Genomic DNA, 23,580 nt, shown 5'->3' on the forward strand with positions numbered 1-23,580 from the left:
TGCGTTCGTGGCGCTCGACACGTCCGCCGTCCGCGACGTCCCGGTACCTCCGTGAAGATCTCCCTACCTGAGCCCGGGTCAGGTCGGAACACGCGGCGTTTTGCACGGTATCGGACCTGGAACTCTCCTTTGCACTGTGCAATGCTCTCGGGAGAGGGGGGTTCGGTGGTCGGCCGCGCGTGCCTCGGGAGCTGGGGCGCTGGCACGGTGACGCAGCTGTGAACGGTACGCAGGCCCCTCCGCCAGAGCCCCCCTCGCCCAGGCCTCCTGCGCGACGGTCGTGGTGCGCCGTGCGTCTGCGCCGGCACGTGACGTCGAGCGGCATGCGGGGCACGCGTCGAACGTGCCGTGTGTCGCCGTCCTTTGGCGCTCCATCAGGTGCCGCAGGTACTTCGGTTGCCCGAGCGGGCACGTGGTGTTCCGGACGTTAGCACGCCCCGCCTCATGAGGACCGTTGGCTGCGGTGTCCGTGTACGGGGACGGTCCCCGATGGGTACCGAGGGGATCCAGGCGGGCTGCGCACGAGGCGGAACACCCGGGTGCAAGACGTCGACGACGGCCGTGGCGAAGGCCCCGGGGACACACCGGAACCACGCCGGCACGGGGCAACGACGGCGCAGCAACGGCGCGGAACACGCAGGAAAGAGACGGTCCGTCCGGCCTGGGGTCCGTGCCGTCGCGAGGTTGTCCACAGGGGGAGACGGCCGCTCGGCGTGGCGGTACGGTCAGGGCGGTTGATGTTGCGCGACGGCGGGGGAGGCGTTCCACGTGGGTGAGGTTGCGGTGGCCCGTACGGTCCACGGAGAGGCGGCGGAAGTCGTGCGGGTGCCGGAGGTCCCCGGCTTCGCACGGCACGGGGAGGGCCCGGAGCGGGACTCTCCGAAGAGGATCGGCAAGGCGCTGCGCAGGCAGGTCCCGCGTTCGTCGCACGACTCGTTGGTGATGCCGGAGGGCCGCCCGGACGCGGTCGAGGCGGTCGAGGAGTCCAGCCGGGGCCGTGTTCCCGAGCTCACGCCGATCCGGGTGGGGCGGATGGCCGCCAGTCCCTTCGCCTTCCTCCGCGGCTCCGCCGGGTTGATGGCCCACGACCTGGTGGGCACACCGACCACGGGCGTCGCGGCGCAGATATGCGGCGACGCGCACGCGGCGAACTTCGGGCTGTACGGCGACGCACGCGGGCGCCTGGTGATCGACCTCAACGACTTCGACGAAACCGTGACGGGCCCCTGGGAGTGGGACCTCAAACGGCTCGCCGCCTCGATCGTTCTCGCGGGCCGTGAGGTGGGTGCGGACGCGGACACGTGCCGCAAGGCGGCCTTCGACGCCGCCGGTTCGTACCGGCGGACCATGCGGCTGCTGTCCAAGCTCCCCGTCCTGGACGCGTGGAACGCGATCGCTGACGAGGAGCTCGTCTCGCACGCGGACGCCCGCGACCTGCTCGGCACCCTGGAACGGGTGTCCGAGAAGGCCCGGAGCAACACCAGCGCGCGGTTCGCCGCGAAGGCGACCGAGGCAGGGCCGGACGGGAGCCGCCACTTCGTGGACGCGCCGCCCGTGCTGCGCCGGGTGTCGGACGAGGAGGCCTCCGCCGTGGCCGCTTCGCTGGGCCCTTACCTCGAGACGCTGTCCGAGGACCGCCTGCCGCTGCTCGCCCGCTACACGATCCACGACGTGGCGTTCCGGGTCGTGGGTACCGGGAGCGTCGGGACGCGGTCGTACGTGGTGCTGCTGATGGACCACCGCGGCGAGCCGCTCGTGCTCCAGGTGAAGGAGGCGCGCGAGTCCGCGCTGCTGCCGCATCTGAAGGCCGCCGGCTTCGAGGCGGCCGAGGCGATGCACGAGGGACGCCGTGTGGTACTGGGCCAGAAGCGGATGCAGGTCGTCAGCGACATCCTGTTGGGCTGGACGACGGTGGAGGGACGGCCCTTCCAGGTTCGGCAGTTCAGGAACCGCAAGGGCAGCGTGGACCCTGCCGCACTGGCGGCGGACCAGGTCGACGACTACGCACGGATGACCGGCGCCCTGCTGGCCCGGGCCCACTCGCACAGCGTCGATCCACGGCTGATCGCCGGCTACTGCGGCAGGAACGAGGAGCTGGACGAGGCAGTGGCCGGTTTCGCGGTGCTGTACGCGGACCGTACGGAAGGGGATCACGCCGAACTGCTCGCGGCGGTGCGGAGCGGTCGCATAGCAGCAGAACTGGGGGTGTGACGGGCCGGGCAGCCGACGCCTGCCGGGGAGCCCGGCGCTCTGCCATACGCTGGGCGGGTGACCCAGGACGCTCCCGGGGGCCCGACGACCCGGAACGATGACGAGCAGGACGACCACCGCGTGGACGACCAGAACGTGCAGGACGTACAGCACGCGCCCGGTGCGCACGACGCACCGGGCGCAGCTCACGGTGTGCCGGGCGGCCAGCAGGATGCGGCGGCGCCGGGCGGAGAACGGCCCGAGGCACGGCTGGAAAAGGCCGTGCGCGCCGCCGAGCAGGCGCTGATCGACTTCGAGATCGCGGTCGAGACCTTCCGCGTCGAGGTGGAGAACTTCTCCCGGCTGCATCACCAGAAGCTCGGCCCGATGTACTCCCGTTTGGACGAGCTGGACGCCTTGATCGCAGAAGCCCGCGCGGCTCGCAGCGGAGATCCGGAGGACCGGCGCAAGGCCGAGGAAGCACGGGCCATGGTGATGCCGATGCCCGGCGTCGACGAGCTCTTCCACAGCTGGATCGACTCGGACGGTCTGTCGCCCGAGGCCGCCGCGATGCTCAGTGATCGGCCGGTACAGCCGCCGAAGCGGGTGCGCCCCACCGAGGAGGCCCGGAAGCTCTACCGCGAGCTCGCCCGGAAGGCCCACCCCGACCTGGCCCAGGACGAGCGGGAGCGGGCTCGCCGTGAGGAGTTCATCGTCCGGGTGAACGCCGCCTACAGCCGTGGGGACGAGGCACTGCTGGGGGAGCTGCTGCAGGAGTGGGACGCCGGACCGGCGCCCGAAGCGTCCCCGCTTGCCGAGAGCGAGGAGCTCTACGCCCGGCTGGAGTGGCTGGCACGGCGCAAGGAGCTGCTCACGATGGTCGCCCAGGAGCTGGAGGGGAGCGCCATCGGCGCGATGTTGCGGATGGCCCCCGATGACCCCGACCGGCTGCTCGACGAGATCGCCGAACAGTTGCTGGCGCAGGTCGCGGAACGCGAGGCCGAGCTGGCGGGACTGGTGCAGTAAATTCCGACAGGGACGTTTCCGCCCCGCTGGCGCCCGGCTGGGGCGGTGCGCGACGGGTGAGTCCGGACCAGCAACGAAAGAAGGCCATACCGATGAACTTCGCCCCGCTGCCCTCCGTGGGTGCCGCGTCCGTGCCGGCCGACGGCCTGGTGCTCGACGTCCGGGAGGACAACGAGTGGGCGGCCGGTCATGTCGACGGCGCCCTGCACGTCCCGATGAGCGACTTCGTCGCCCGTTTCGGCGATGTGACCGAGGCGGTGGCAGAGGGGCGCCGTGCCTATGTGATGTGCCGGGTGGGTGGGCGCTCCGCGCAGGTCACCCAGTACCTCGTCCAGCAGGGGATCGACGCCGTGAACGTCGAGGGCGGAATGCTGGCGTGGGAGGCTGCGGGTCGCAGTATGGTCACGGCAGACGGCAGTCCGGCCTTCGTGCTGTAGTCCCTCTCCGCCGGCAGGCCCTCGCACCGGCACGTTCGCCCGCTGCCCGCGCTGGTCCGTCAGCGTGCGTGCACGCGCCCCACCTCGGCGTCACCCGCGGCGAGCCGGCGTCCTTCGGGCACCGCGTCCTTCGGGTCGCTGCGTCCTTGCGGTCTTCGGTGGCATCGTGCTGCGTCCGTCGGTGGCGGTGGCCGCATCCCTGGGGGAAGGCCTGGCGGTGGCTCGTCAACTGAGGGAATGGGCGGCGAGGAGATCGCCGAGTACCTCTTCGTACGCTGCGGCCGGGCCGAGGGACAGCTCCAGCTGCTTGGCCCAGGCGTGATAGCGGTGCAGGACGTAGTCGGTGTCCGCTCCGAAACCGCCGTGCAGGTGCTGGGCGGTCTGGACGACCCTGCGTACGCCCTCGGACGCCCAGATCTTCGCCACCGCCACATCGGCCGCAACGGGCAGCCCGCCGCCCGCCGGGTGCTGGCTCCCCGCGGTGCTCAGGCGCCACGCCGCCTGCCAGAGGGTGGCCTCCATGGCCCGGAGGTCGATGTAGCGGTCCGCGGCTTGCACCGCGACGGCCTGGAACGTCGCCACCGGGAAACCGAACTGTTCCCGCTTGCTCGTATAGGTGCTGGTCATGGAGAGGACGCGTTCCCCGAGGCCAAGAGCCAGCGCGCAGGTGCCCGTGGTGAGCAGCTGGCGCAGCCATGTCCAAGCTTCCTCCGTGTCGATCACATCGGCGTCGTCGATCCGAACGGCATCGAGCCGGACCTCGGCGAGCAGCTCACCGCTGGTTGAGAACTGCTCGGCACGGCTGAGCCCGTCCTGGTCGCCGGCGACCAGAGCGATGATGCTGCGGCCGTTCTCCGTACGGGCGGGCACGGCGATGTGGTCGGCGCTCTGCGCCCACGGGACCGCGGTCTGGATCCCGTCGAGTGTCCAGCTGGTGCCCTCGCCACTCGGGTGCCTGCGAGCCGTCACGGCGAACTCGGCTGGATCGTGGCCGGTCCGGCCGCTGGCTGCCGCGGTCAGCACCAGCTCGCCGCGGCCGGCCCGCGGGAGGAGACGGGCGGTCAGCTCGGCGCTCCCGTAGCGTTGCACCGTCAAGGCGACCGCGCTGCTCTCGAGGAGTGGCACACGGGCCAGTACCTTCGCCGACTCGCGCAGAACCAGGCAGAGCGCAATCGGGTCCAGGCCCGCCCCATCATGCTCCGGGGCGAGGACCAGACTCAGAAGGTCGGCGTCCGCCAGCCTGCCCCACAGGGGCCGGTCGAAGTCGTCGGCCACCGCACCTCGGGCGAGCGCGGGGCTCGGTACTCCGTCGGGCGCCACGCCCGAGAAGACCGCCCTGGCCGCCTCGACGGCCGCTTGCTGCTCCTCGGTGAAGGTGAAGTCCACAGCCCTGCCCTCCCATGCACCGGCTCTGCCCGACGGGTCCGTCGCGCTCCGTCCGCCCGGCCGACATCACCGCCGGCTGGGGGCATCAGGATCTGACGAATCGTCAAAATAGAACAGGTTCTCGCGGAAGGGAATGGGGCGTCAGCGGTCGAAGTCCAGCTCCACGTCGCTGGTCACCGGATGGGACTGGCAGGCCAGCACATAGCCCGCTTCCGTCTCGTCCGTTTCCAGAGCGAAGTTGCGGTCCATCCGAACCTCGCCCGACACCACGAACGCTCGGCAGGTCCCGCACACGCCGCCCTTGCAGGCGTAGGGGGCGTCGGCGCGTGCCCGGAGGACGGTCTCCAGCAGGGACTCCCCGTCCTGCACGGGCCATGTGCCCGAGCGTCCGTCGAGCGTCGCGGTCAGAGTGCTGTGCTCCGGTGCGGTGACCGGCACCGGGGCAGGCGCCTCATCCACGTGGAAGATCTCCTCATGGATGCGGGCCCGGTCGACACCGAGGCCGCGCAGTGCCCGCTCGGCGCCCTGCACCAGCCCGAACGGCCCGCAGAGGAACCAGCCGTCCACCGCCGTCACGGGAAGCAGCGAAGCCAGTAGTGCCGTGAGCCGCTCCTGGTCGAGACGGCCCGAGGGCAGCCCCGCCTGCTGCTCCTCGCGGGAGAGCACGGTCACCAGCTGGAGGCGGTCCGGGTAGCGGTCCTTGAGGTCGGCCACCTCGTCGAGGAACATCGTCGAGGCCGCGGTGCGGTCACTGCGTATCAGGCAGAAGCGGGCCTGCGGCTCCCGTGCCAGCAGTGTCGCCGCGATCGACAGCACCGGGGTGATGCCGCTGCCGCCGACGATCGCCGCGAAGTGTCCGGGGCGCGGCTCCAGGACGAAGCGGCCCATCGGCTGCATGACCTCGACCGTGTCCCCGACCGACAGCTCCTTGAGGGCGTATGTGGAGAACTCTCCGCCGTCGACGAGCCGGATGCCCACGCGGAGCACCGGTTCCTCGTCAGCAGGGGCTGCGGGGGCGCAGATCGAGTACGTGCGGCGGATCTCCTCGCCGTGCACACCGGTACGACGTACGGCGACGTGTTGGCCCGGCGTGTGGCGGAAGGCCTCACGCAGTTCGACGGGAATCGCGAGGGTGACGGCGACCGAATCGTCCGTGAGCCGCTCGACCTCGCTGACCCGGAGCGGATGGAACATCTACAACTCCTTGAAGTGGTCGAACGGTTCGCGACAGGCAGTGCAGCGCCGCAGTGCCTTGCAAGCAGTGGAGGAGAACCGGCTGAGCAGCTCCGTGTCCGTGGAGCCACAGTGCGGACAACGCACGGTGAGGGCCAGCGGGACGGGTCCGTCGGCGGCCTGTGGACGCGGCGGCGCGATGCCGAACTCCTCCAGTTTGCGGCGGCCCTCCGCGCTGATGTCGTCGGTCGACCACGCGGGGGTGAGTACCTTGACCACCGACACGTCCGGTATGCCGTGGTCGTGCAGCACCCGCTCGATGTCAGAGGACATGGCCTCGACGGCGGGGCAGCCGGTGTACGTGGGGGTGAGCTCGACCTCGACCTTGCCCGGGCCGAGCACCTGCACGCCGCGGAGCACACCGAGCTCCTCCAGCGTCAGTACGGGCAGCTCCGGGTCCGGCACGGATCCCGCCAGCCGTCGCAGCTCCTCCTCCAGCAGCGTCTCGGTCACCATGACGCCCCCGGATGGCTGCGGTGCAGATGCTGCATCTCGGCCAGCATGCGGCCGAACGGCTCCGTGTGGAGCCCCTGTCGGCCGGCTCCCGCCGACCAGGCTCCGGTGTCCGCCGACGACGGCACGGTGAGCGTCGCCCGCTCCAGCACGGTGGTGATCGACTCAAGCCAGCCCGTGCGCAGCGCCTCCCAGTCCACGTCCAGCCCCTCCATCGGCTGGAACATCTCACCGGTGAACCGCCAAAGCGCATCACAGGCGCGCTGCATGCGCTCATGGCTCTCGGCCGTGCCGTCGCCCAGCCGCAGCGTCCACTGCTCGGCGTGGTCCTGGTGGTAGGCGACCTCCTTGACCGCCTTCGCCGCGAGCCCCTTGAGCTCGCCCTCACCCGCCGCGAGTCGGCCGAACAGCAGCTGCTGGAAGGTGGAGAAGTACAGCTGGCGGGCGATGGTGTGGGCGAAGTCCCCGTTCGGCTGTTCGACCAGCTGGAGGTTGCGGAAGGCCCGCTCCTCGCGCAGATAGGCGAGCTCGTCCTCGTCACCGACGAGGGAGAGCAGCGTCCTGGCCTGGCCCAGCAGGTCCAGCGCGATGTTCGCCAGTGCGACTTCTTCTTCGAGGACGGGGGCGTGCCCCGCCCACTCCCCCAGCCGGTGCGACAGCACCAGCGCGTCGTCGCCCAGGGCGAGTGCGGCGCTCACAGGTGCTTCACCCCTTCCGGGATGTCGTAGAAGGTCGGGTGCCGGTAGGGCTTGTCCGCCGACGGTTCGAAGAACGGGTCCTTCTCGTCCGGCGAGGACGCGGTGATCGCCGCCGACGGAACCACCCAGATGGATACGCCCTCGTTGCGTCGGGTGTAGAGGTCACGGGCGTTGCGCAGAGCCATCGCGGCGTCCGGCGCGTGCAGACTGCCCGCGTGGGTGTGTGACAACCCGCGGCGGGAGCGAACGAACACCTCCCACAGCGGCCATTCGGTCGAGCTGCTCATGCCGTTGCCTCCACCTGCGCCTCGTCGCGCTTCTTGTTCGACACGGACTTCGCGGCGTGCGCCGCGGCCGCCTCCCGGACCCAGGCGCCCTCCTCGTGGGCGCGGCGCCGCTGGGTTATCCGCTGTTCGTTGCACGGGCCGTTGCCCTTGAGGACCTGCCAGAACTCGTCCCAGTCAATGGCCCCGAAGTCGTGGTGACCCCGCTCGTCGTTCCACCGTAGATCCGGGTCCGGCAGGCTCAGGCCCAGGGACTCCGCCTGCGGGACGCAGATGTCGACGAAGCGCTGACGCAGCTCGTCGTTCGAATGGCGCTTGATCTTCCAAGCCATGGACTGCGCCGAGTGGGCCGATGCGTCGTCCGGCGGGCCGAACATCATCAGGGACGGCCACCACCAGCGGTTCACTGCGTCCTGTGCCATCTCGTGCTGCTCCGGAGTGCCCTGGGAGAGTGCAAGCAGCAGCTCGTAGCCCTGGCGCTGGTGGAAGGACTCCTCCTTGCAGATGCGGACCATGGCACGGGCGTAGGGACCGTAGGAGCAGCGACAGAGTGGCACCTGGTTGGTGATCGCGGCGCCGTCCACCAGCCAGCCGATGGCACCGACGTCGGCCCAGGTCAGCGTGGGGTAGTTGAAGATCGACGAGTACTTCTGGCGGCCCGAGTGAAGCTTGTCGAGCAGCTCGTCGCGGCTGGTCCCCAGCGTCTCCGCGGCGCTGTAGAGGTACAGGCCGTGACCCGCCTCGTCCTGCACCTTGGCCATGAGGATGGCCTTCCTGCGCAGGGAGGGGGCCCGAGTGATCCAGTTCGCCTCGGGCTGCATGCCGATGATCTCGGAGTGCGCGTGCTGAGCCATCTGGCGGACCAGCGAGGCCCGGTACTCGTCGGGCATCCAGTCGCGCGGCTCGATGCGCTCGTCGGCGGCCACTGCAGCATCGAATCGCGCCTGGTACGCCGTCGCCGCCGTCGTCTCCGGTGTCACTGCCGTCATCGGGCCCCCTACCGACCGATCGTTCGGTTGAATGACTTCAATGGTGAGTCGGCGGCCCGTAAGGTGTCAACCCTGTGGATAACCGCGGTGGACGAACGGGATCGGGGCGGGATGGACTCGTACGGCGACGACGGTGCAGCACGCGCCGATGAGGCCATGGCCGCCGGGTCGGGCGACATACGTGAAAAGGGCGGGGCGGACGAGCCGGATGGGGCCGCCCGGACCGGCCCTTCGGTCGTCGGTGGCGGCATCGTCGGCCTGTCCATGCCCTACCAGGTGGTGGCCGCGGTCGCGCTCGCCCTCGTCGGTGTCCTCGGCTGCGCCCACCTCGGCATGGTCTTCCTGCACGTCGCGCCGGCCAACACGGTGAGCAAGCAGTACGGCAAGGCCGTCGACGCATGGATCTACCCCGAGTTCGAGCAGAACTGGAAGCTCTTCGCTCCGAATCCGCTCCAGCAGAACATCGCGGTTCAGGCGAGAGCCGAGGTCACGGCCAGTGACGGCAACCGCAGGACCACTCCCTGGATCGACTTGTCCGCCGAAGACGGCGAGGCGATCCGCGGCAGCCTGCTCCCCAGCCACGTCCACCAGAACGAGCTGCGGCGCGGCTGGGACTTCTACACGAACTCGCACACCGACGACAACAAGCCGAACGGTCTGCGTGGCCAGCTCTCGGAACGCTACGTCCGTCGGATCGTGATGCTGCGGCTGGACGGCCGGGACCTCGGCGGAGACGTCGAGCGCATCCAGCTCCGCTCCGCCACCCGCTCCGTCGCGGCGCCGGCGTGGAGCGACGAGCGGATAGACACCCGGCCCTTCTACCGCGTCCTCCCCTGGTGGACCGTGACGGCCGCGGACCTCCCCCAGGCGCGGGAGAGCGGCGCGGTCGGCGCTCACGGGACGGAGGCGGTCCGGTGACCGACAGCCCCCAGCACAAGCTGGCCGCGGCCATACAGCGGGTGACGTCGACCGCCCTCGGCCCCTACCAGAGCGCAATCGTCCGGATCGGCTTCTCCGCGACCTGGCTGCTCTTCCTGCTGCGTGAGATCCCCAACCGGCGGGAGCTCTACGGTCCCGACGGCCCCTGGTCCTGGGACATGGCCCAGCAGCTCACCGCCGACAACCACGCCTTCTCCGCTCTGATGGTGTCCGACAGCACACTGTGGTTCGAGGGCGTCTACGCCGTCGCCGTCCTCTCCAGTGCCCTGCTGCTGGCCGGCTGGCGCACCCGGGCGATGTCGGTCGTGTTCATGATCGGCGTCCTGTCGCTGCAGAACCGGTCGATCTTCATGGGCGATGGCGGCGACAACGTGGTCCACCTGATGGCGGTCTACCTGGTCTTCATACGCTGCGGTCGGGTGTGGTCGCTGGACGCCAGGCGTGCGGCGCGCGACAAGGCAAGGGACGCAACCGGACCCGTGCTGTGGTCGGTGCTCGGCGCGCTCCTGCTCGCGGGGACTGTCATGGGCAGCGGCACGGGTGCGTGGTGGATCCTCCCCCTGCTGTGGGGACTGTGGGTCTCCCAAGGCGTCTGGTGGGCGGTGGAACGCCGCGCCCCGGGCAGCGAGCTGCGCACGCTGTTCGACGTCCTGGCGAACCTCGTGCACAACGCCACGCTCGTCGTGATCATGGCCGAGGTCTGCCTGATCTACGCCACGGCCGGCTGGTACAAGATCCAGGGATCGCGCTGGCAGGACGGCAGCGCCCTGTACTACCCGCTCAAGCTCGACTACTTCACGCCCTGGCCCGCGCTTTCCGGCCTGCTCGCGAGCAGCGGCATCATCGTGATGCTGCTGACCTACGGCACGGTCGTGGTGCAGGTGGCGTTCCCGTTCACGCTGTTCAACCGGAAGGTCAAGAACGTCCTGCTGGTGGCCATGATGCTGGAGCACGCCGGCATCGCCGTGCTGCTCGGTCTGCCGTTCTTCTCGATGGCGATGATCGCAGCGGACGCGGTCTTCCTGCCGACCTCGTTCCTCAAGCGGGTCGGCGGCTGGGCCACACGGACGTGGGGGCGCTTCGTCGACCGCTCCGCCGAGGTCCCCGGGCAGCGCGGTACCCCCGAGGAGCAGCCCGCACGTACTCTCGTCGGGTGAGCACCGAGACCCAGGAACCCCTCCAGTACGACGACGGCTACGGGACCGAAGTCGGCGTGGGGCCGCATGCGCTCCCCTGGCCCGAAGGCGGACCGTACGACCCCGACCTGCTGGCCGAGGGGGACCGGCGCAACGTCGTCGACCGGTACCGCTACTGGACGCGTGAGGCGATCGTCGCCGATCTGGACACCCGGCGCCATGACTTCCACGTGGCGGTGGAGAACTGGGGCCACGACTTCAACATCGGTTCCGTGGTGCGGACGGCCAACGCGTTCCTCGCCAAGGAGGTCCACATCGTGGGGCGGCGCCGCTGGAACCGGCGCGGGGCGATGGTCACGGACCGGTACCAGCATGTGCGGCACCACCCGGACACGGAATCGCTGACCTCCTGGGCCGCGGCCGAGGACCTGCCGGTCATCGGGATCGACAACCTGCCGGGCGCGGTTCCGCTGGAGCGGACCGAACTGCCCCGACGCTGCGTCCTGCTCTTCGGGCAGGAGGGGCCGGGGCTGACGGAAGAGGCGCGCAGACACGTCACGATGGTGTGCTCGATCGCCCAGTTCGGCTCGACCCGCTCCATCAACGCCGGTGCCGCCGCTGCCATCGCGATGCACGCCTGGATCCAGCGCCACGCGGAGATTGCCGACGGCGCGAACTGACCGCGCGCGCCTGCCCAGCGCGGACGGACGGAGCGGCGCGCTGGGCGGCGGAAACACGGGTGCACGACCGGCCGCGGGCGGCCCCACTGGCTGCCGAGGCCCCGTCCTCCGGGTACCGGACGTACGGGTTGCCTGACGGGCTCGCGAATCCGCCCCGGACGGGTGCCCTGCCCGCCCGACCGGGCAGGGCACGGGCCGGGCACCCGTCGTGTGGTGTGCGTCGTCAGGCCTGGCGGCGCACTTCCACCACGCGGAAGCGGTTCGACACGAAGGCGCCGTCGCACAGTGCCGCGTTCGCCGCAGGGTTGCCGCCGGAGCCGTGGAAATCGGAGAAGGCCGCCGTCTGGTTCACGTAGACGCCGCCCGTGAGGTTCAGCGAGAGCTGCGCTGACTCCTCCAGGCAGACGTCCTCGACCGCCCGCTCGACGTCAGCCGAGGTGGTGTAGGCGCCAACGGTCATGGCGCCCTTGTCGCGCACCGTGCGGCGCAGCAGCTCCACCGCGTCGGACGTCGAGTCGACGGCGACGGCGAACGACACCGGGCCGAAGCACTCGGACAGGTAAGCGGCCTCGTCGTCGGGCTTGGCCCCGTCCAACTTCACGATCACCGGCGTGCGGACCACCGCGCCCGGGAATTCGGGGTTGACGACCTCGCGCGAGGCCAGGGCCACCTCGCCCAGACCGGCTGCCGCGTCGAGCCGTTCCTTCACATCGGGGTTGACCAGCGCGCCCAGCAGCGCGTTCGCCCTGGCGTCATCGCCGAGGAGACCGCCCACCGCGGCCGCGATGTCGGCGACCACCTCGTCGTAGGACTTCTGACCGCCGTCCGTGGTGATGCCGTCACGCGGGATCAGCAGGTTCTGCGGGGTGGTGCACATCTGACCGCTGTACAGGGACAGCGAGAAGGCCAGGTTGGACAGCATGCCCTTGTAGTCGTCAGTGGAGTCGACCACCACCGTGTTGACGCCGGCCTTCTCGGTGTAGACCTGCGCCTGGCGGGCGTTCTCCTCCAGCCAATCGCCGAAGGCAGTGGAGCCCGTGTAGTCGATGATCTTGATCTCGGGGCGCAGGGCGAGCGTCTTGGCGATGCCCTCGCCGGGACGCTCGGCGGCCAGCGCCACCAGGTTCGCATCGAAGCCCGCTTCGGCCAGCACCTCGCGGGCGATGCGAACCGTCAGCGCCAGTGGGAGTACGGCCCTCGGGTGCGGCTTGACCAGCACCGGGTTGCCGGTGGCCAGGGAGGCGAACAAACCGGGGAACCCGTTCCACGTCGGGAAGGTGTTGCAGCCGATCAGCAGGGAGATACCGCGGGGGGCGGCGGTGAAGGCCTTGCGCAGCTCCAGGGGATCCCGCTTGCCCTGGGGCTTGGACCAGTCGACCGACCTCGGTGTGCGCGTCTGCTCCTCGTAGGCGTAGGCCACCGCCTCCAGGCCCCGGTCCTGCGCGTGCGGGCCGCCCGCCTGGAACGCCATCATGAACGCCTGGCCGCTCGTGTGCATGACGGCGTGCGCGAATTCGTGGGTGCGCGCGCTGATACGGGAAAGGATCTCGATGCAGACCAGCGCGCGGGTCTCCGGACCCGCATCGCGCCAGGCCGCCATGCCCGCGCGCATCGCGGGCAGCAGCACGTCGATGTCGGGGTGGGGGTACTCGACGCCCAACTCCGGTCCGTAAGGCGACACTTCGCCGCCAGTCCAGTCGTCGGTGCCGGGCTGGTCGAGCTCGAAACGCTTGCCGAGCAGGGCCTGGTACGCCGCGAGGCCGTCGGCCGCGCCGTTCTCGCCGTATGCCTTCGGGTGCTCGGGGTGCGGAGACCAGTACGCCCGCGAGCGGATCGCTTCGAGGGCCTGGTCGAGCGTCGGCCGGTGGGTCTCGGACAGCTGCATGGAAAGACCAACTCCTCGATGAGCTGGGCAGGGGTACGCGGACAGAGTTAGAGTAACCGAACGATCGGTCGGGACAAGGGGGTCCGCAGATCCTGTGGATAACCCGTAGGGGAGGATCACAGTCATGACCGTCACCGATGCCACCACGGGCACCAGCGGTACCGGCGCCATCGCCCCGGACCGCGTGGTCGCCGTCGTGGGCGCCGGGACCATGGGCCAGGGGATCGCGCAGGTGGCGCTGCTCGCCGGTCACCGCGTGCGTCTCTACGACGTCGTCGCCGAGCAGGCTCACGCAGGCGTCGGCGCGATCCTCGCCCGCCTGGAGAGGTTGACCGAAAAGGGGCGGTTGACCGAGGACGCCCGCAGCGCCGCCGCCCTACGGCTGGAGCAGTCCACCTCACTCGCGGACCTCGCCGACAGCGCGCTCGTCGTCGAGGCAGTCGTCGAGCGGCTCCCCGTCAAGCAGGAGCTCTTCGCGGCGATCGAGGAGGTCGTCGCCGACGACTGCGTCCTCGCGACGAACACCTCCTCCCTCTCCGTGACCGCCATCGCCGGGGCCCTGCGCCGTCCGGGCCGCTTCGTCGGACTGCACTTCTTCAACCCGGCGCCGCTGCTCCCCCTGGTCGAGGTGGTCAGCGGTTTCGCCACCGACGAGGAGGTCGCGGCTCTCGCGTACGCGACGGCCAAGGCCTGGGGCAAGACTCCCGTACGCTGCACGGACACCCCCGGCTTCATCGTCAACCGCCTCGCCCGACCCTTCTACGCGGAGGCCTTCGCCGTCTACGAGGAGCGCGGTGCGGACCCCGCCACCATCGACGCGGTCCTGCGCGAGTGCGGCGGTTTCAAGATGGGCGCCTTCGAGCTGACCGACCTGATCGGCCAGGACGTCAACGAGGCCGTCACCCGCTCCGTCTGGGAGTCGTTCTTCCAGCACCCGAAGTTCGTCCCGTCCCTCGCCCAGCGCCGACTGGTCGAGTCGGGCCGCCACGGCCGCAAGTCGGGGCGCGGATGGTACGCGTACGGAGAAGGGGAGCAGGCGCCCGAGCCCCACACCGCGCCCCATGCACCGGCTCCCGAGGCGATCGTCGCTCGCGGTGACCTGGGCCCCGCCGAACCGCTGCTGGAGCTCTTCGAGGCGGCGGGCGTCAAGGTCACGCGCGCCGACGGCGGCTCCGACGACGTGATCGGCGGCCGCATCGACCTGCCCGGCGGAGGGCAGTTGCGCCCGGCCGACGGACGTCATTCCTTCGAGTCCGGCGAGCACGCCACCATCTCCTTCGATCTGGCGCTCGACTACGTCCGGGCCCCTCGCATCGCCCTCTCCACCGCGGCCGGGACGCCACCGGCGGTCCTCGAGGAGGCGGTCGGGCTCTTCCAGGCGGCCGGCAAAAGGGTGTCCGTGATCGGGGACGTACCGGGAATGATCGTCGCCCGGACGGTCGCGATGCTCGTGGACCTCGCCGCGGACGCGGTCGACCGGGGAGTCGCCTCGGCCGAGGACGTCGACACGGCGATGCGGCTCGGTGTGAACTACCCCGCGGGTCCGCTCGAATGGGGTGCTGCGGTGGGATTCCGGCGGATCCGCGAGCTCCTGGCCGAGTTGCACGAGCGCTACCCCACCGGTCGTTACGCACCGGCTCCCGGGACGATCAGGCGCGGGTACGAAGAGCACCAAGAGAGCGGGGACAGCCGATGACGACCGCCAAGAGGGACACCTACACCCCGGAGACGCTGCTGTCCGTCGCCGTCCGCGTCTTCAACGAGCGCGGGTACGACGGCACCTCCATGGAACACCTCTCCAAGGCCGCCGGGATCTCGAAATCGTCGATATACCACCACGTGGCGGGCAAGGAGGAGCTGCTGCGCCGCGCGGTGAGCCGTGCCCTCGACGGGCTCTTCGGGATCCTCGACGAGCCGGGGGCGTCGCGAGGACGGGCCATCGAGCGGGTGGAGTACGTGACGCGCCGCACCGTCGAGGTGCTGATGGCCGAGCTGCCCTACGTCACGCTGCTGCTCCGGGTCCGCGGGAACACCAGGACCGAGCGCTGGGCGATGGAACGGCGCCGTGAGTTCGACCACCGCGTTGCCGACCTGCTCAAAGCCGCCGCGGCTGAAGGCGATCTCCGTGCGGACCTGGACACCCGGCTGGCGACCCGGCTGCTCTTCGGCATGGTGAACTCCCTCGTGGAGTGGTACCGGCCGCAGGCGGGCACGGGCTACGACCGGGAGCAGGTCGCGGAAGCGGTCGTGCGGTTGGCTTTCGACGGGCTCCGTTCCGACGGCTGACCCGCCGCGGGCGGTCAGCGGGTCGGGTCCAGGTCGGTCTCCTCGAAGACCAGCAGGGTGCGGGTGGAGAGCACCTCGGGGATCGACTGGATCTTCGTCAGGACGAGCTCCCGCAGGGTGCGGTTGTCCGGGGTGTGGACCAGCAGCAGAACGTCGAAGTCCCCGCTGACCAGCGCGATGTGCGCCGCTCCCGGCAGCGCCTGGAGCTGCTCGCGCACGGTCCGCCAGGAGTTCTGCACGATCTTCAGGGTGATGTAGGCGGACGCACCGTGCCCGGCGCGCTCGTGGTCCACGCGCGCGCTGAAGCCGCGGATCACCCCGTCGTCGATGAGGCGGTTGATGCGGGCGTACGCATTGGCGCGCGAGACGTGTACCCGCTCGGCCACGGAGCGTATCGAAGCGCGACCGTCCGTCTGGAGGATCCTCAGGATGTCGCGGTCGATCGCGTCCAGGGCCCGGAGCGGGGTCCGCTGGTCGGCTGCGGGCACGACTTCGTAGACGGCGCGCTCCTCCCCGTCGGCCATTTGTTCAGCTGTCACGTCCCCCCGCCTCTCTGCCGTGGACGACCTGTTCCCATCCCAAGCCGTGGCGGACCGTTTGTCCACAGGCTGGAGGTGCCTGTAGCCAAAATGCGCCCACGACCGAACAATCGGTAGGTGAGGCGCCTCACACTCAGCGCCCTTCATGGGTCCTTATGCCCGCTCCCACGAGGAGGTGCTCGCGTTGAAGAAGAGCAGCATGACGGTCCAGGAGCGGCCGGGCGCGGCCTACCGGCCCACCCCGCCGCCCGCCTGGAAGCCGCGCACCGACCCTGCGCCGCTGCTTCCCGACCCGGAGCCGTACCGGGTCCTCGGCACCGACGCCGCGGCCGGGGCCGACCCCGAGCTGCTGCTTCGGCTCTACGCGGAGCTCGTCCGAGGCCGCAGGTACAACGCGCAGGCCACGGCGCTCACCAAGCAGGGCCGGCTTGCCGTCTACCCGTCGAGCACCGGCCAGGAAGCGTGTGAGGTCGCTGCCGCACTCGCCTTGGAGGAGCGCGACTGGCTCTTCCCCAGCTACCGGGACACCCTTGCGGCGGTGGCCCGTGGTCTCGATCCCGTCCAGGCGCTGACGCTGCTGCGTGGCGACTGGCACACCGGGTACGACCCGCGCGAGCACCGCGTGGCGCCCCTGTGCACGCCGCTCGCCACCCAGCTCCCGCACGCCGTGGGCTTGGCCCACGCCGCCCGGCTGAAGGGTGACGACGTCGTCGCGCTCGCCATGGTCGGCGACGGCGGCACCAGCGAGGGCGATTTCCACGAGGCGCTGAATTTCGCCGCCGTGTGGCAGGCACCGGTCGTCTTCCTCGTGCAGAACAACGGCTTCGCGATCTCAGTGCCGCTGGCCAAGCAGACCGCCGCGCCCTCCCTCGCGCACAAGGCGGTCGGATACGGAATGCCCGGCCGCCTCGTCGACGGCAACGATGCCGCGGCGGTGCACGAGGTGCTGACCGAGGCCGTGGCGAGGGCGCGGCGCGGCGGCGGGCCGACCCTCGTCGAAGCCATCACGTACCGCATCGACGCGCACACCAACGCCGACGACGCCACCCGCTACCGGGGCGACGGCGAGGTCGAGGCATGGCGGGAGCACGACCCGATCCGGCTGCTGGAGCAGGAGCTGACCGGCCTGGGGCTGCTCGACGAGGACGCCGTGCGGTCGGCCCGGGAGGCCGCGGAGGCGATGGCCGCGGAGCTGAGGGGGCGGATGAACGCGGATCCGGTGCTCGATCCTATGGACCTGTTCGCCCACGTCTACGCCGAGCAGACCACTCAACTGCGCGAGCAGGCTGCGCAGTTGCGCGCCGAGCTGGACGCCGAGGGCGCGCGGTGCGCCGAAAGCCCGGAGGATGACGCACGATGAGCACGGCAACCGCCAGGCAGGCCAAGCCGGCCACGATGGCGCAGGCCCTGCAGCGCGCGATGCGTGATGCGATGGCCGAGGACCGGTCCGTCCACGTCATGGGGGAGGACGTCGGTACGCTCGGCGGAGTCTTCCGCGTCACCGACGGGCTCGCGAAGGAATTCGGCGAGGACCGCTGCACGGACACGCCCCTCGCCGAGGCGGGCATCCTCGGCACGGCCGTGGGCATGGCCATGTACGGGCTGCGTCCCGTCGTCGAGATGCAGTTCGATGCCTTCGCCTACCCTGCGTTCGAGCAACTGATCAGCCACGTCGCCCGGATGCGGAACCGTACCCGGGGCACGATGCCGATGCCCCTCACCGTGCGCGTGCCGTACGGCGGCGGGATCGGCGGCGTCGAGCACCACAGCGACTCGTCCGAGGCGTACTACATGGCGACTCCCGGGCTCCACGTCGTCACGCCGGCGACCGTGGAGGACGCGTACGGACTGTTGCGGCAAGCCATCGCTTCCGATGATCCGGTGGTCTTCCTCGAGCCGAAGCGGCTGTACTGGTCGAAGTCCGACTGGTCGCCGGAGACCCCGGCGCCGGTGGAGCCCATAGGGCGCGCAGTGGTGCGCCGCCGCGGCCGCAGCGCCACACTCATCACATACGGCCCGTCCCTGCCGGTCTGCATGGAGGCCGCCGAGGCGGCCCAGGCCGAGGGCTGGGACCTGGAGGTGGTGGATCTGCGCTCGCTGGTGCCCTTCGACGACGAGACGGTGTGCGCATCCGTGCGCCGCACCGGCAGGGCGGTCGTCGTCCACGAATCGACCGGCTTCGGCGGACCGGGCGGGGAGATCGCCGCCCGAGTCACGGAACGCTGTTTCCACCACCTTGAGGCCCCGGTGCTGCGGGTGGCCGGATTCGACATTCCCTATCCACCGCCGATGCTGGAGCGCCACCACCTGCCGGGTGTGGACCGGGTGCTGGACGCCGTGGCCCGGCTGCAGTGGGAGGCGGAGAGCTGATGGCCCAGGTGCTCGAATTCAAGCTGCCTGACCTCGGCGAGGGCCTGACCGAGGCGGAGATCGTCCGCTGGCTGGTCGCCGTGGGCGACGTCGTGACGATCGACCAGCCCGTCGTCGAGGTCGAGACGGCCAAGGCGATGGTCGAGGTGCCCTGCCCCTACGCGGGCGTGGTGACCGCGCGCTTCGGCGAGGAGGGGACGGAGCTGCCCGTGGGCGCACCGCTGCTCACCGTGGCGGTCGGGGTGGACGAGGAGCCCTCGACGTCCACCTCGGAGGACGAGACCTCCGGCAACGTGCTCGTGGGCTACGGGACTGGTGCCCCGGCGGCGCGTCGCCGCCGGATCAGGCCGTCGGCCCTGTCAGGCGGCTCGTCGGGCGCGAGTCCTGCGGGCGCTGCGAACGGGGCTTCGGATCCTGCACCGGGTGAGGCGGCCGTGGATCCCGCCGAGGTGTCGACGTCGTCGGACGGGGCCACCGTGGGCGAGCCGATCTGGGACAGCGCGGTGGAGAGCCCGGCGCCGGACGCTCCGCGCGGGGTGGCCGCACTGGACCCCCCCTACGTCGCGCCACATGCCTCCGAGGGGCCGGTCGCTGTCATCTCCCCGTTGGTGCGGCGGCTGGCCCGACAACACGGGGTCGACCTGCGGGAACTGAAGGGTTCGGGCCCGGACGGGTTGATTCTGCGAGCCGACGTCGAATATGCCGTACAGGGCATCGCGGGTGAGACTCGGACGCAGCACACGGCCGTCCGGCAGGCCGCCCCCGCTTCCGCCGCTGCGCCCACCACCGCGCCCACCCTCACGGGCGGGGAGCGGATCCCACTGCGAGGGGTGCGTGGAGCCGTAGCGGAGAAACTGTCCCGCAGCCGCCGCGAGATTCCGGATGCGACCTGCTGGGTCGATGCCGACGCGACCGAGCTGATGGCCGCGCGCAGGGCGATGAACGCGGCGGGAGGGCCGAAGATCTCGCTCCTGGCACTGCTGGCGCGGATCTGTACGGCCGCGCTCGCCCGCTACCCCGAGCTGAACGCCCAGGTGGACCTGGAAGCGCGGGAGATCGTGCGGCTGCCCGCGGTACACCTCGGCTTCGCGGCCCAGACGGAGCGGGGGCTCGTCGTCCCCGTGGTCAGGGACGCCCACGGCCGCACGGCCGAGTCACTGACCGAGGAGTTCACGCGGCTCACCGAGAAGGCCCGCCAGGGGGTTCTCACCCCGACGGACCTCACCGGGGGCACGTTCACCCTGAACAACTACGGGGTGTTCGGGGTCGACGGCTCCACGCCGATCATCAACCATCCGGAGGCAGCGATGCTCGGCGTCGGCCGGATCATCCCGAAGCCGTGGGTACACGAGGGTGAGCTGGCCGTACGGCAGGTGGTGCAGCTCTCGCTCACCTTCGACCACCGAGTGTGCGACGGGGGTACGGCGGGCGGGTTCCTGCGGTACGTGGCCGACTGCGTGGAGCAGCCGGCGGTGCTGCTGCGCACCCTGTAGCCACGCGGGTACGGGCTCGCGCGGTCCGCCGCGCCCCTCGGGCACCCGCGGACCGCGGCCGTGGTCCGGCGTGTGTGGGCCACGGCCCATACTTCAGGGGTGACTGCGGATGAGGAATTCGACGCGATCGTGCTGGCCGGTGGGGCTGCCAAGCGCCTCGGTGGTGCCGACAAGCCCGGGGTGAGCGTCGGCGGCAGGTCGCTGCTCGACAGGGTGCTCACCGCCTGCCGGGGCGCCGGGCAGACCGTCGTGGTGGGCGGCAGACGGCCCACGATCCGTCCCGTGCAGTGGGTGCGCGAGGACCCGCCGGGCGGCGGGCCGCTCGCCGCGCTCGAAGCCGGTCTACGGAGGGCCCGCGCCTCCACCGTCCTCGTGCTCTCCGCCGATCTCCCGTTCCTCGGCGAGACGACGGCCCGGCAACTGCTCGACGCACTGGCGGCCGGCAGCCGGGAAGCCGTGCTGGCCACCGACGGGCACGGCCGGGACCAGCCGCTCGTCGCGGCCTACCGGGCCGAGCCACTGCGCCGCGAGCTCGCCCTCATCGCCACCGAGCACGGCACCCTCTCGGGACTTCCGCTCCGGTTGCTGACCGAGGAGCTCGACCTCGGCCGGATCCACGCCGGAGCGCTCGCCTCCTTCGACTGCGACACCTGGGAGGACATCGCGGCAGCCCGTGCGCGTATCAGGGAGCATGGGAACGTGCTGGATGAATGGATCACCGCGGTCAAGGAGGAGCTCGGAATCGAGCTCGACGTCGACACCCATGTGCTGCTCGATCTCGCCCGGGACGCCGCGCACGGCGTGGCCAGGCCCGCGGCACCGCTCACCACCTTCCTGGTCGGGTACGCGGCGGCACGGGCAGGCGGTGACGGTGCGGAGGCGGTGGCGGAGGCTGCCCGTAAAGCCTCGGCGTTGGCGGCCCGTTGGGCCGCCGAGTCAGCCGGAGCCACCGACGGGTCGGAGGGTTCCGGTGGGCCTGCGGAGACGGGCCCGGGCGCTGACGGGGCCGGTAGCCGATGACTGCCCAGGACCACGGACTGGAGGGTGCGGCCGCTCCTCGGCACGGTGGCGCGCAGGAGCCCGCGGGCCGTTCGGGAGACGGCCCGGACTCCACGCCATCGCCCTCCCCGGACTCGCCCTCCGCTGGCTCGACCTCCCGGGCGTCCTCCGATGACGGGTTCGAGGACGTCCTCGCACTGGTCGGCCGGCGATCCCCCGGGCCGTCGGGCCCGCGTCACGGAAGCCGTACGCCGTCCGGCCAGAGCGGGCCGCGGCACGCCGCCACCTCCTGGGCGGAGGCACGCGCCCTCGCCGCACGGGCCGCCCGGACCACGCCGCTCGCCACCGGTCGTCAGCCCCTGGACGTGGCGCTCGGGCGGGTGCTCGCCGAGCCGCTCCTCGCCCTCAGTGACCTCCCGTCCTTCGACACGTCGGCCATGGACGGCTGGGCGGTCGCAGGGCCCGGCCCCTGGACCGTCGACACCCGCGGCGGCGGCATCCTCGCCGGACACGGTGAGCCGGAGCCGCTCGCCGATGGTGCCGCGGTGCGGATCGCGACCGGCGCCCGTGTTCCGCCGGGTGCGACCGCAGTGATCCGCAGCGAACACTCCCGCACGGACGCCAACGGTCAACTCCACGCACAGCGCCAGGTGACCCATGGCCAGGACATCAGACCGCGCGGCCAGGAGTGCCGCTCCGGCGACCAACTCCTTGCGTACGGAACGCCGGTGACCCCTGCTGTCCTGGGGCTCGCCGCCGCCGCCGGCTACGACGAACTACCCACGGTTCTCCGTCCGCGCGTCGAAGTCTTCGTGCTGGGAGACGAACTGCTTTCCGAGGGACTGCCGCGCACCGGCCGCATCCGCGATGCGCTCGGCCCGATGATCGGCCCCTGGCTCGCTGCGCTGGGCGCCGACGTCGTGGCGACCCAGCGGATCGGTGATGACGCCGAGGCCCTCCACCGGGCCGTGACGGGGTCCCGCGCCGACGTGGTCGTCACCACCGGCGGTACGGCAGCGGGACCCGTCGACCACGTCCGCCCGATGCTCCACAAGGCGGGCGCGGAGTTGCTCGTCGACGGGGTCGCCGTACGCCCCGGGCACCCGATGCTGTTGGCGGAGCTCGCGCCCGGACGTCACCTCGTCGGACTGCCGGGCAACCCGCTCGCGGCGGTCTCCGGGTTGCTCACGCTTGCCGAGCCCTTGCTGCGCGAGCGATCGGGGCGGTCAACCCCGTCCCTCTGCCGCGCGTCCTTGAGGGACGAGGTGCAGGGGCATCCCTACGACACCCGGTTGGTGCCCGTGGTGTACCGCGGTGAGAGGCTCGTACCGCTGCACTACAGCGGCCCGGCCATGCTGCGGGGCGTGGCGGCGGCCCACGGTCTGGCCGTCGTACCACCCGGCGGGGCACGTGCCGGAGATCAGCTGGAGGTCCTCGACCTCCCCTGGTTGCCGACCTTCGAAGGGTGTTTCACGTGAAACTTCCCGGCCATGACGCCATGGCCCGGCAGGCCGAGGAGCAGCTGATCGCCGCACCGGTGCAGATGCCTCGGCGTCCTCTCGACCGACCCCTGCGCCAGGTCGCCAAGCGGCTGCTGATGGCGTTGTTCGTGCTCGTGCTGACCGTGTTCATCGTGTGGCTCGACCGCGGTGGCTACCACGACAACGCTGACGGCAAGGTCGACCTGCTCGACTCGGTCTACTACGCGACCGTCACCCTCTCCACCACGGGTTACGGCGACATCGTCCCGCACAGCGACAGCGCCCGGCTGGTCAATGTGCTGCTGGTGACGCCGCTGCGCGTGCTCTTCCTGATCATCCTGGTCGGCACCACCCTCGAAGTCCTCACCGAACGGACCCGGGACGAGTGGCGGCTGAACCGTTGGAGGTCCACTTTGCGTGATCACACCGTCATCATCGGCTTCGGCACGAAGGGGCGTTCGGCGCTCCAGACCCTTCGGGCCACAGGGCTGAAGAAGGAGCAGGTCGTCGTCGTCGATCCGAGCTCGAAGGTCATCGAGGCGGCGAACGCGGACGGCCTCGCTGGTGTGGTCGGTGACGCGACCCGTAGTGACGTCCTGCTCAGGGCCGAGCTGCAGAAGGCCCGGCAGATCGTGATCGCGACGCAGCGTGACGACACCGCCGTGCTGGTGGCGCTCACGGCACGGCAGCTCAATCGCGGGGCGAAGATCGTCGCCGCCGTGCGCGAGGAGGAGAACGCACCGCTGCTGCGCCAGTCCGGGGCAGACGCGGTGATCACCAGTGCCAGCGCCGCCGGCCGCCTGCTCGGACTGTCCGTGCTCAGCCCGCACGCCGGCACGGTGATGGAAGACCTGATCCAGCAGGGCAGCGGACTCGACATCATCGAGCGGCCGGTGACCAAGAGCGAGGTCGGAAAGAGCGTGCGGGAGACCGACGACCTGGTGGTGAACGTGCTGCGCGGGCACCGGCTGATCGCCTACGACGCGCCCGAGGCCAGCCCGCTGCAGCTGACGGACCGGCTCATCACCATCGTCCGCGCGAGGAACGGTCTGCCGGTGCCCGGCACGGATTAGCCG

22 protein-coding genes are annotated in these 23,580 nt (G+C 70.9%); 14 read left to right on the forward strand and 8 right to left on the reverse strand.

What is annotated here, in order from left to right:
- The first annotated feature begins 768 nt into the window (after positions 1 to 768).
- The 3 genes from ACFXOM_RS15545 (at position 769) to ACFXOM_RS15555 (ending at position 3,653) form a co-directional block, all read left to right on the forward strand.
- Entirely contained in the window at positions 769 to 2,211 is a 1,443-nt protein-coding gene (locus tag ACFXOM_RS15545; protein WP_384929449.1) for a DUF2252 domain-containing protein, read from the forward strand.
- Positions 2,212 to 2,268: 57 nt separating this feature from the next.
- Positions 2,269 to 3,216: a hypothetical protein gene (locus tag ACFXOM_RS15550; protein WP_384944033.1), complete on the forward strand. Its 948-nt coding sequence runs from the start codon at positions 2,269 to 2,271 to the stop codon at positions 3,214 to 3,216.
- A gap of 92 nt (positions 3,217 to 3,308) precedes the next feature.
- On the forward strand, positions 3,309 to 3,653 hold the full coding sequence (locus ACFXOM_RS15555) for a rhodanese-like domain-containing protein (RefSeq protein WP_384929444.1): 345 nt from the start codon (positions 3,309 to 3,311) through the stop codon (positions 3,651 to 3,653).
- Between the two features lie 225 nt (positions 3,654 to 3,878).
- Here ACFXOM_RS15555 and ACFXOM_RS15560 read toward each other — a convergent pair whose 3' ends face one another.
- The 6 genes from ACFXOM_RS15560 to paaA form a co-directional block, all read right to left on the reverse strand.
- A complete protein-coding gene (locus ACFXOM_RS15560; protein ID WP_384944034.1) occupies positions 3,879 to 5,039 on the reverse strand; it encodes an acyl-CoA dehydrogenase family protein in 1,161 nt (386 codons plus the stop codon).
- Positions 5,040 to 5,180: 141 nt separating this feature from the next.
- Positions 5,181 to 6,233, reverse strand: coding sequence for a 2Fe-2S iron-sulfur cluster-binding protein (locus tag ACFXOM_RS15565; RefSeq protein ID WP_385038141.1), 1,053 nt, complete (start codon positions 6,231 to 6,233; stop codon positions 5,181 to 5,183).
- Positions 6,234 to 6,728, reverse strand: coding sequence for a 1,2-phenylacetyl-CoA epoxidase subunit PaaD (paaD, locus tag ACFXOM_RS15570; protein ID WP_384929435.1), 495 nt, complete (start codon positions 6,726 to 6,728; stop codon positions 6,234 to 6,236). It abuts the gene before it with no gap.
- Positions 6,722 to 7,423: a 1,2-phenylacetyl-CoA epoxidase subunit PaaC gene (gene paaC / locus ACFXOM_RS15575; RefSeq protein ID WP_384929432.1), complete on the reverse strand. Its 702-nt coding sequence runs from the start codon at positions 7,421 to 7,423 to the stop codon at positions 6,722 to 6,724. The genes paaD and paaC overlap by 7 nt, the downstream gene beginning before the upstream one ends.
- Positions 7,420 to 7,710: a 1,2-phenylacetyl-CoA epoxidase subunit PaaB gene (paaB, locus tag ACFXOM_RS15580; protein ID WP_385038144.1), complete on the reverse strand. Its 291-nt coding sequence runs from the start codon at positions 7,708 to 7,710 to the stop codon at positions 7,420 to 7,422. The genes paaC and paaB overlap by 4 nt, the downstream gene beginning before the upstream one ends.
- Positions 7,707 to 8,696 (reverse strand): 1,2-phenylacetyl-CoA epoxidase subunit PaaA, encoded by a 990-nt coding sequence (gene paaA, locus ACFXOM_RS15585; RefSeq protein ID WP_385038146.1) that lies wholly within the window; start codon positions 8,694 to 8,696, stop codon positions 7,707 to 7,709. The genes paaB and paaA overlap by 4 nt, the downstream gene beginning before the upstream one ends.
- Before the next feature lie 111 nt (positions 8,697 to 8,807).
- Here paaA and ACFXOM_RS15590 point away from each other — a divergent pair, with 111 nt between their 5' ends.
- Genes ACFXOM_RS15590 through ACFXOM_RS15600 form a run of 3 tightly spaced genes read left to right on the forward strand, consistent with a single transcriptional unit; the run spans position 8,808 to position 11,451 of the window.
- The gene (locus ACFXOM_RS15590; RefSeq protein WP_384929692.1) at positions 8,808 to 9,614 is read left to right on the forward strand and encodes a DUF5819 family protein; all 807 of its coding nucleotides are present in this window, start codon (positions 8,808 to 8,810) and stop codon (positions 9,612 to 9,614) included.
- The gene (locus tag ACFXOM_RS15595) at positions 9,611 to 10,792 is read left to right on the forward strand and encodes an HTTM domain-containing protein (RefSeq protein ID WP_385038149.1); all 1,182 of its coding nucleotides are present in this window, start codon (positions 9,611 to 9,613) and stop codon (positions 10,790 to 10,792) included. The genes ACFXOM_RS15590 and ACFXOM_RS15595 overlap by 4 nt, the downstream gene beginning before the upstream one ends.
- The gene (locus ACFXOM_RS15600; protein ID WP_384929422.1) at positions 10,789 to 11,451 is read left to right on the forward strand and encodes a TrmH family RNA methyltransferase; all 663 of its coding nucleotides are present in this window, start codon (positions 10,789 to 10,791) and stop codon (positions 11,449 to 11,451) included. The genes ACFXOM_RS15595 and ACFXOM_RS15600 overlap by 4 nt, the downstream gene beginning before the upstream one ends.
- Positions 11,452 to 11,674: 223 nt before the next feature.
- On the opposite strand, the gene paaN is transcribed toward ACFXOM_RS15600, so the two are convergent.
- Positions 11,675 to 13,336 (reverse strand): phenylacetic acid degradation protein PaaN, encoded by a 1,662-nt coding sequence (paaN, locus tag ACFXOM_RS15605; RefSeq protein WP_384929419.1) that lies wholly within the window; start codon positions 13,334 to 13,336, stop codon positions 11,675 to 11,677.
- A 124-nt stretch (positions 13,337 to 13,460) separates the two neighbouring features.
- On the opposite strand from paaN, the gene ACFXOM_RS15610 reads away from it, so the two are divergent.
- Together ACFXOM_RS15610 and ACFXOM_RS15615 are read left to right on the forward strand one after the other, a co-directional pair.
- Positions 13,461 to 15,032 (forward strand): 3-hydroxyacyl-CoA dehydrogenase, encoded by a 1,572-nt coding sequence (locus ACFXOM_RS15610; RefSeq protein ID WP_384929417.1) that lies wholly within the window; start codon positions 13,461 to 13,463, stop codon positions 15,030 to 15,032.
- Positions 15,029 to 15,622, forward strand: a complete 594-nt coding sequence (locus tag ACFXOM_RS15615) for a TetR/AcrR family transcriptional regulator (RefSeq protein ID WP_384944040.1) — start codon at positions 15,029 to 15,031, stop codon at positions 15,620 to 15,622. The genes ACFXOM_RS15610 and ACFXOM_RS15615 overlap by 4 nt, the downstream gene beginning before the upstream one ends.
- A gap of 14 nt (positions 15,623 to 15,636) precedes the next feature.
- Here the strand turns inward: ACFXOM_RS15615 and ACFXOM_RS15620 are convergent, their stop codons facing one another.
- On the reverse strand, positions 15,637 to 16,146 hold the full coding sequence (locus ACFXOM_RS15620) for an Lrp/AsnC family transcriptional regulator (RefSeq protein WP_384929689.1): 510 nt from the start codon (positions 16,144 to 16,146) through the stop codon (positions 15,637 to 15,639).
- A 214-nt stretch (positions 16,147 to 16,360) separates the two neighbouring features.
- Here ACFXOM_RS15620 and pdhA point away from each other — a divergent pair, with 214 nt between their 5' ends.
- From pdhA to ACFXOM_RS15650, 6 genes are all read left to right on the forward strand, one after another.
- Entirely contained in the window at positions 16,361 to 17,521 is a 1,161-nt protein-coding gene (pdhA, locus tag ACFXOM_RS15625) for a pyruvate dehydrogenase (acetyl-transferring) E1 component subunit alpha (RefSeq protein ID WP_384929686.1), read from the forward strand.
- Positions 17,518 to 18,531, forward strand: a complete 1,014-nt coding sequence (locus ACFXOM_RS15630) for an alpha-ketoacid dehydrogenase subunit beta (protein ID WP_384929412.1) — start codon at positions 17,518 to 17,520, stop codon at positions 18,529 to 18,531. The genes pdhA and ACFXOM_RS15630 overlap by 4 nt, the downstream gene beginning before the upstream one ends.
- The gene (locus tag ACFXOM_RS15635) at positions 18,531 to 20,024 is read left to right on the forward strand and encodes a dihydrolipoamide acetyltransferase family protein (RefSeq protein ID WP_385038151.1); all 1,494 of its coding nucleotides are present in this window, start codon (positions 18,531 to 18,533) and stop codon (positions 20,022 to 20,024) included. Before ACFXOM_RS15630 ends, ACFXOM_RS15635 begins: the two co-directional genes overlap by 1 nt.
- A gap of 99 nt (positions 20,025 to 20,123) precedes the next feature.
- Positions 20,124 to 21,044, forward strand: a complete 921-nt coding sequence (locus ACFXOM_RS15640) for an NTP transferase domain-containing protein (protein WP_384929407.1) — start codon at positions 20,124 to 20,126, stop codon at positions 21,042 to 21,044.
- Positions 21,041 to 22,501, forward strand: a complete 1,461-nt coding sequence (locus ACFXOM_RS15645; protein WP_385038154.1) for a molybdopterin molybdotransferase MoeA — start codon at positions 21,041 to 21,043, stop codon at positions 22,499 to 22,501. Before ACFXOM_RS15640 ends, ACFXOM_RS15645 begins: the two co-directional genes overlap by 4 nt.
- A 20-nt stretch (positions 22,502 to 22,521) precedes the next feature.
- Positions 22,522 to 23,577, forward strand: coding sequence for a potassium channel family protein (locus ACFXOM_RS15650; protein ID WP_384929684.1), 1,056 nt, complete (start codon positions 22,522 to 22,524; stop codon positions 23,575 to 23,577).
- Positions 23,578 to 23,580 lie beyond the last annotated feature (3 nt).

This window comes from Streptomyces sp. NPDC059169 (genome assembly GCF_042755225.1).
In the GTDB taxonomy this organism is placed as follows: domain Bacteria; phylum Actinomycetota; class Actinomycetes; order Streptomycetales; family Streptomycetaceae; genus Streptomyces.

What these genes read in the sequence shown, in the direction of transcription:
- ACFXOM_RS15555 (WP_384929444.1), top strand. Translation starts at nt 3,309, where the DNA reads ATGAACTTCGCCCCGCTGCCCTCCGTGGGTGCCGCGTCCGTGCCGGCC.
- ACFXOM_RS15565 (WP_385038141.1), bottom strand. Translation starts at nt 6,233, where the DNA reads ATGTTCCATCCGCTCCGGGTCAGCGAGGTCGAGCGGCTCACGGACGAT.
- paaD (WP_384929435.1), bottom strand. Translation starts at nt 6,728, where the DNA reads ATGGTGACCGAGACGCTGCTGGAGGAGGAGCTGCGACGGCTGGCGGGA.
- paaB (WP_385038144.1), bottom strand. Translation starts at nt 7,710, where the DNA reads ATGAGCAGCTCGACCGAATGGCCGCTGTGGGAGGTGTTCGTTCGCTCC.
- paaA (WP_385038146.1), bottom strand. Translation starts at nt 8,696, where the DNA reads ATGACGGCAGTGACACCGGAGACGACGGCGGCGACGGCGTACCAGGCG.
- ACFXOM_RS15590 (WP_384929692.1), top strand. Translation starts at nt 8,808, where the DNA reads ATGGACTCGTACGGCGACGACGGTGCAGCACGCGCCGATGAGGCCATG.
- paaN (WP_384929419.1), bottom strand. Translation starts at nt 13,336, where the DNA reads ATGCAGCTGTCCGAGACCCACCGGCCGACGCTCGACCAGGCCCTCGAA.
- ACFXOM_RS15610 (WP_384929417.1), top strand. Translation starts at nt 13,461, where the DNA reads ATGACCGTCACCGATGCCACCACGGGCACCAGCGGTACCGGCGCCATC.
- ACFXOM_RS15615 (WP_384944040.1), top strand. Translation starts at nt 15,029, where the DNA reads ATGACGACCGCCAAGAGGGACACCTACACCCCGGAGACGCTGCTGTCC.
- ACFXOM_RS15620 (WP_384929689.1), bottom strand. Translation starts at nt 16,146, where the DNA reads ATGGCCGACGGGGAGGAGCGCGCCGTCTACGAAGTCGTGCCCGCAGCC.
- pdhA (WP_384929686.1), top strand. Translation starts at nt 16,361, where the DNA reads ATGACGGTCCAGGAGCGGCCGGGCGCGGCCTACCGGCCCACCCCGCCG.
- ACFXOM_RS15630 (WP_384929412.1), top strand. Translation starts at nt 17,518, where the DNA reads ATGAGCACGGCAACCGCCAGGCAGGCCAAGCCGGCCACGATGGCGCAG.
- ACFXOM_RS15635 (WP_385038151.1), top strand. Translation starts at nt 18,531, where the DNA reads ATGGCCCAGGTGCTCGAATTCAAGCTGCCTGACCTCGGCGAGGGCCTG.
- ACFXOM_RS15645 (WP_385038154.1), top strand. Translation starts at nt 21,041, where the DNA reads ATGACTGCCCAGGACCACGGACTGGAGGGTGCGGCCGCTCCTCGGCAC.
- ACFXOM_RS15650 (WP_384929684.1), top strand. Translation starts at nt 22,522, where the DNA reads ATGGCCCGGCAGGCCGAGGAGCAGCTGATCGCCGCACCGGTGCAGATG.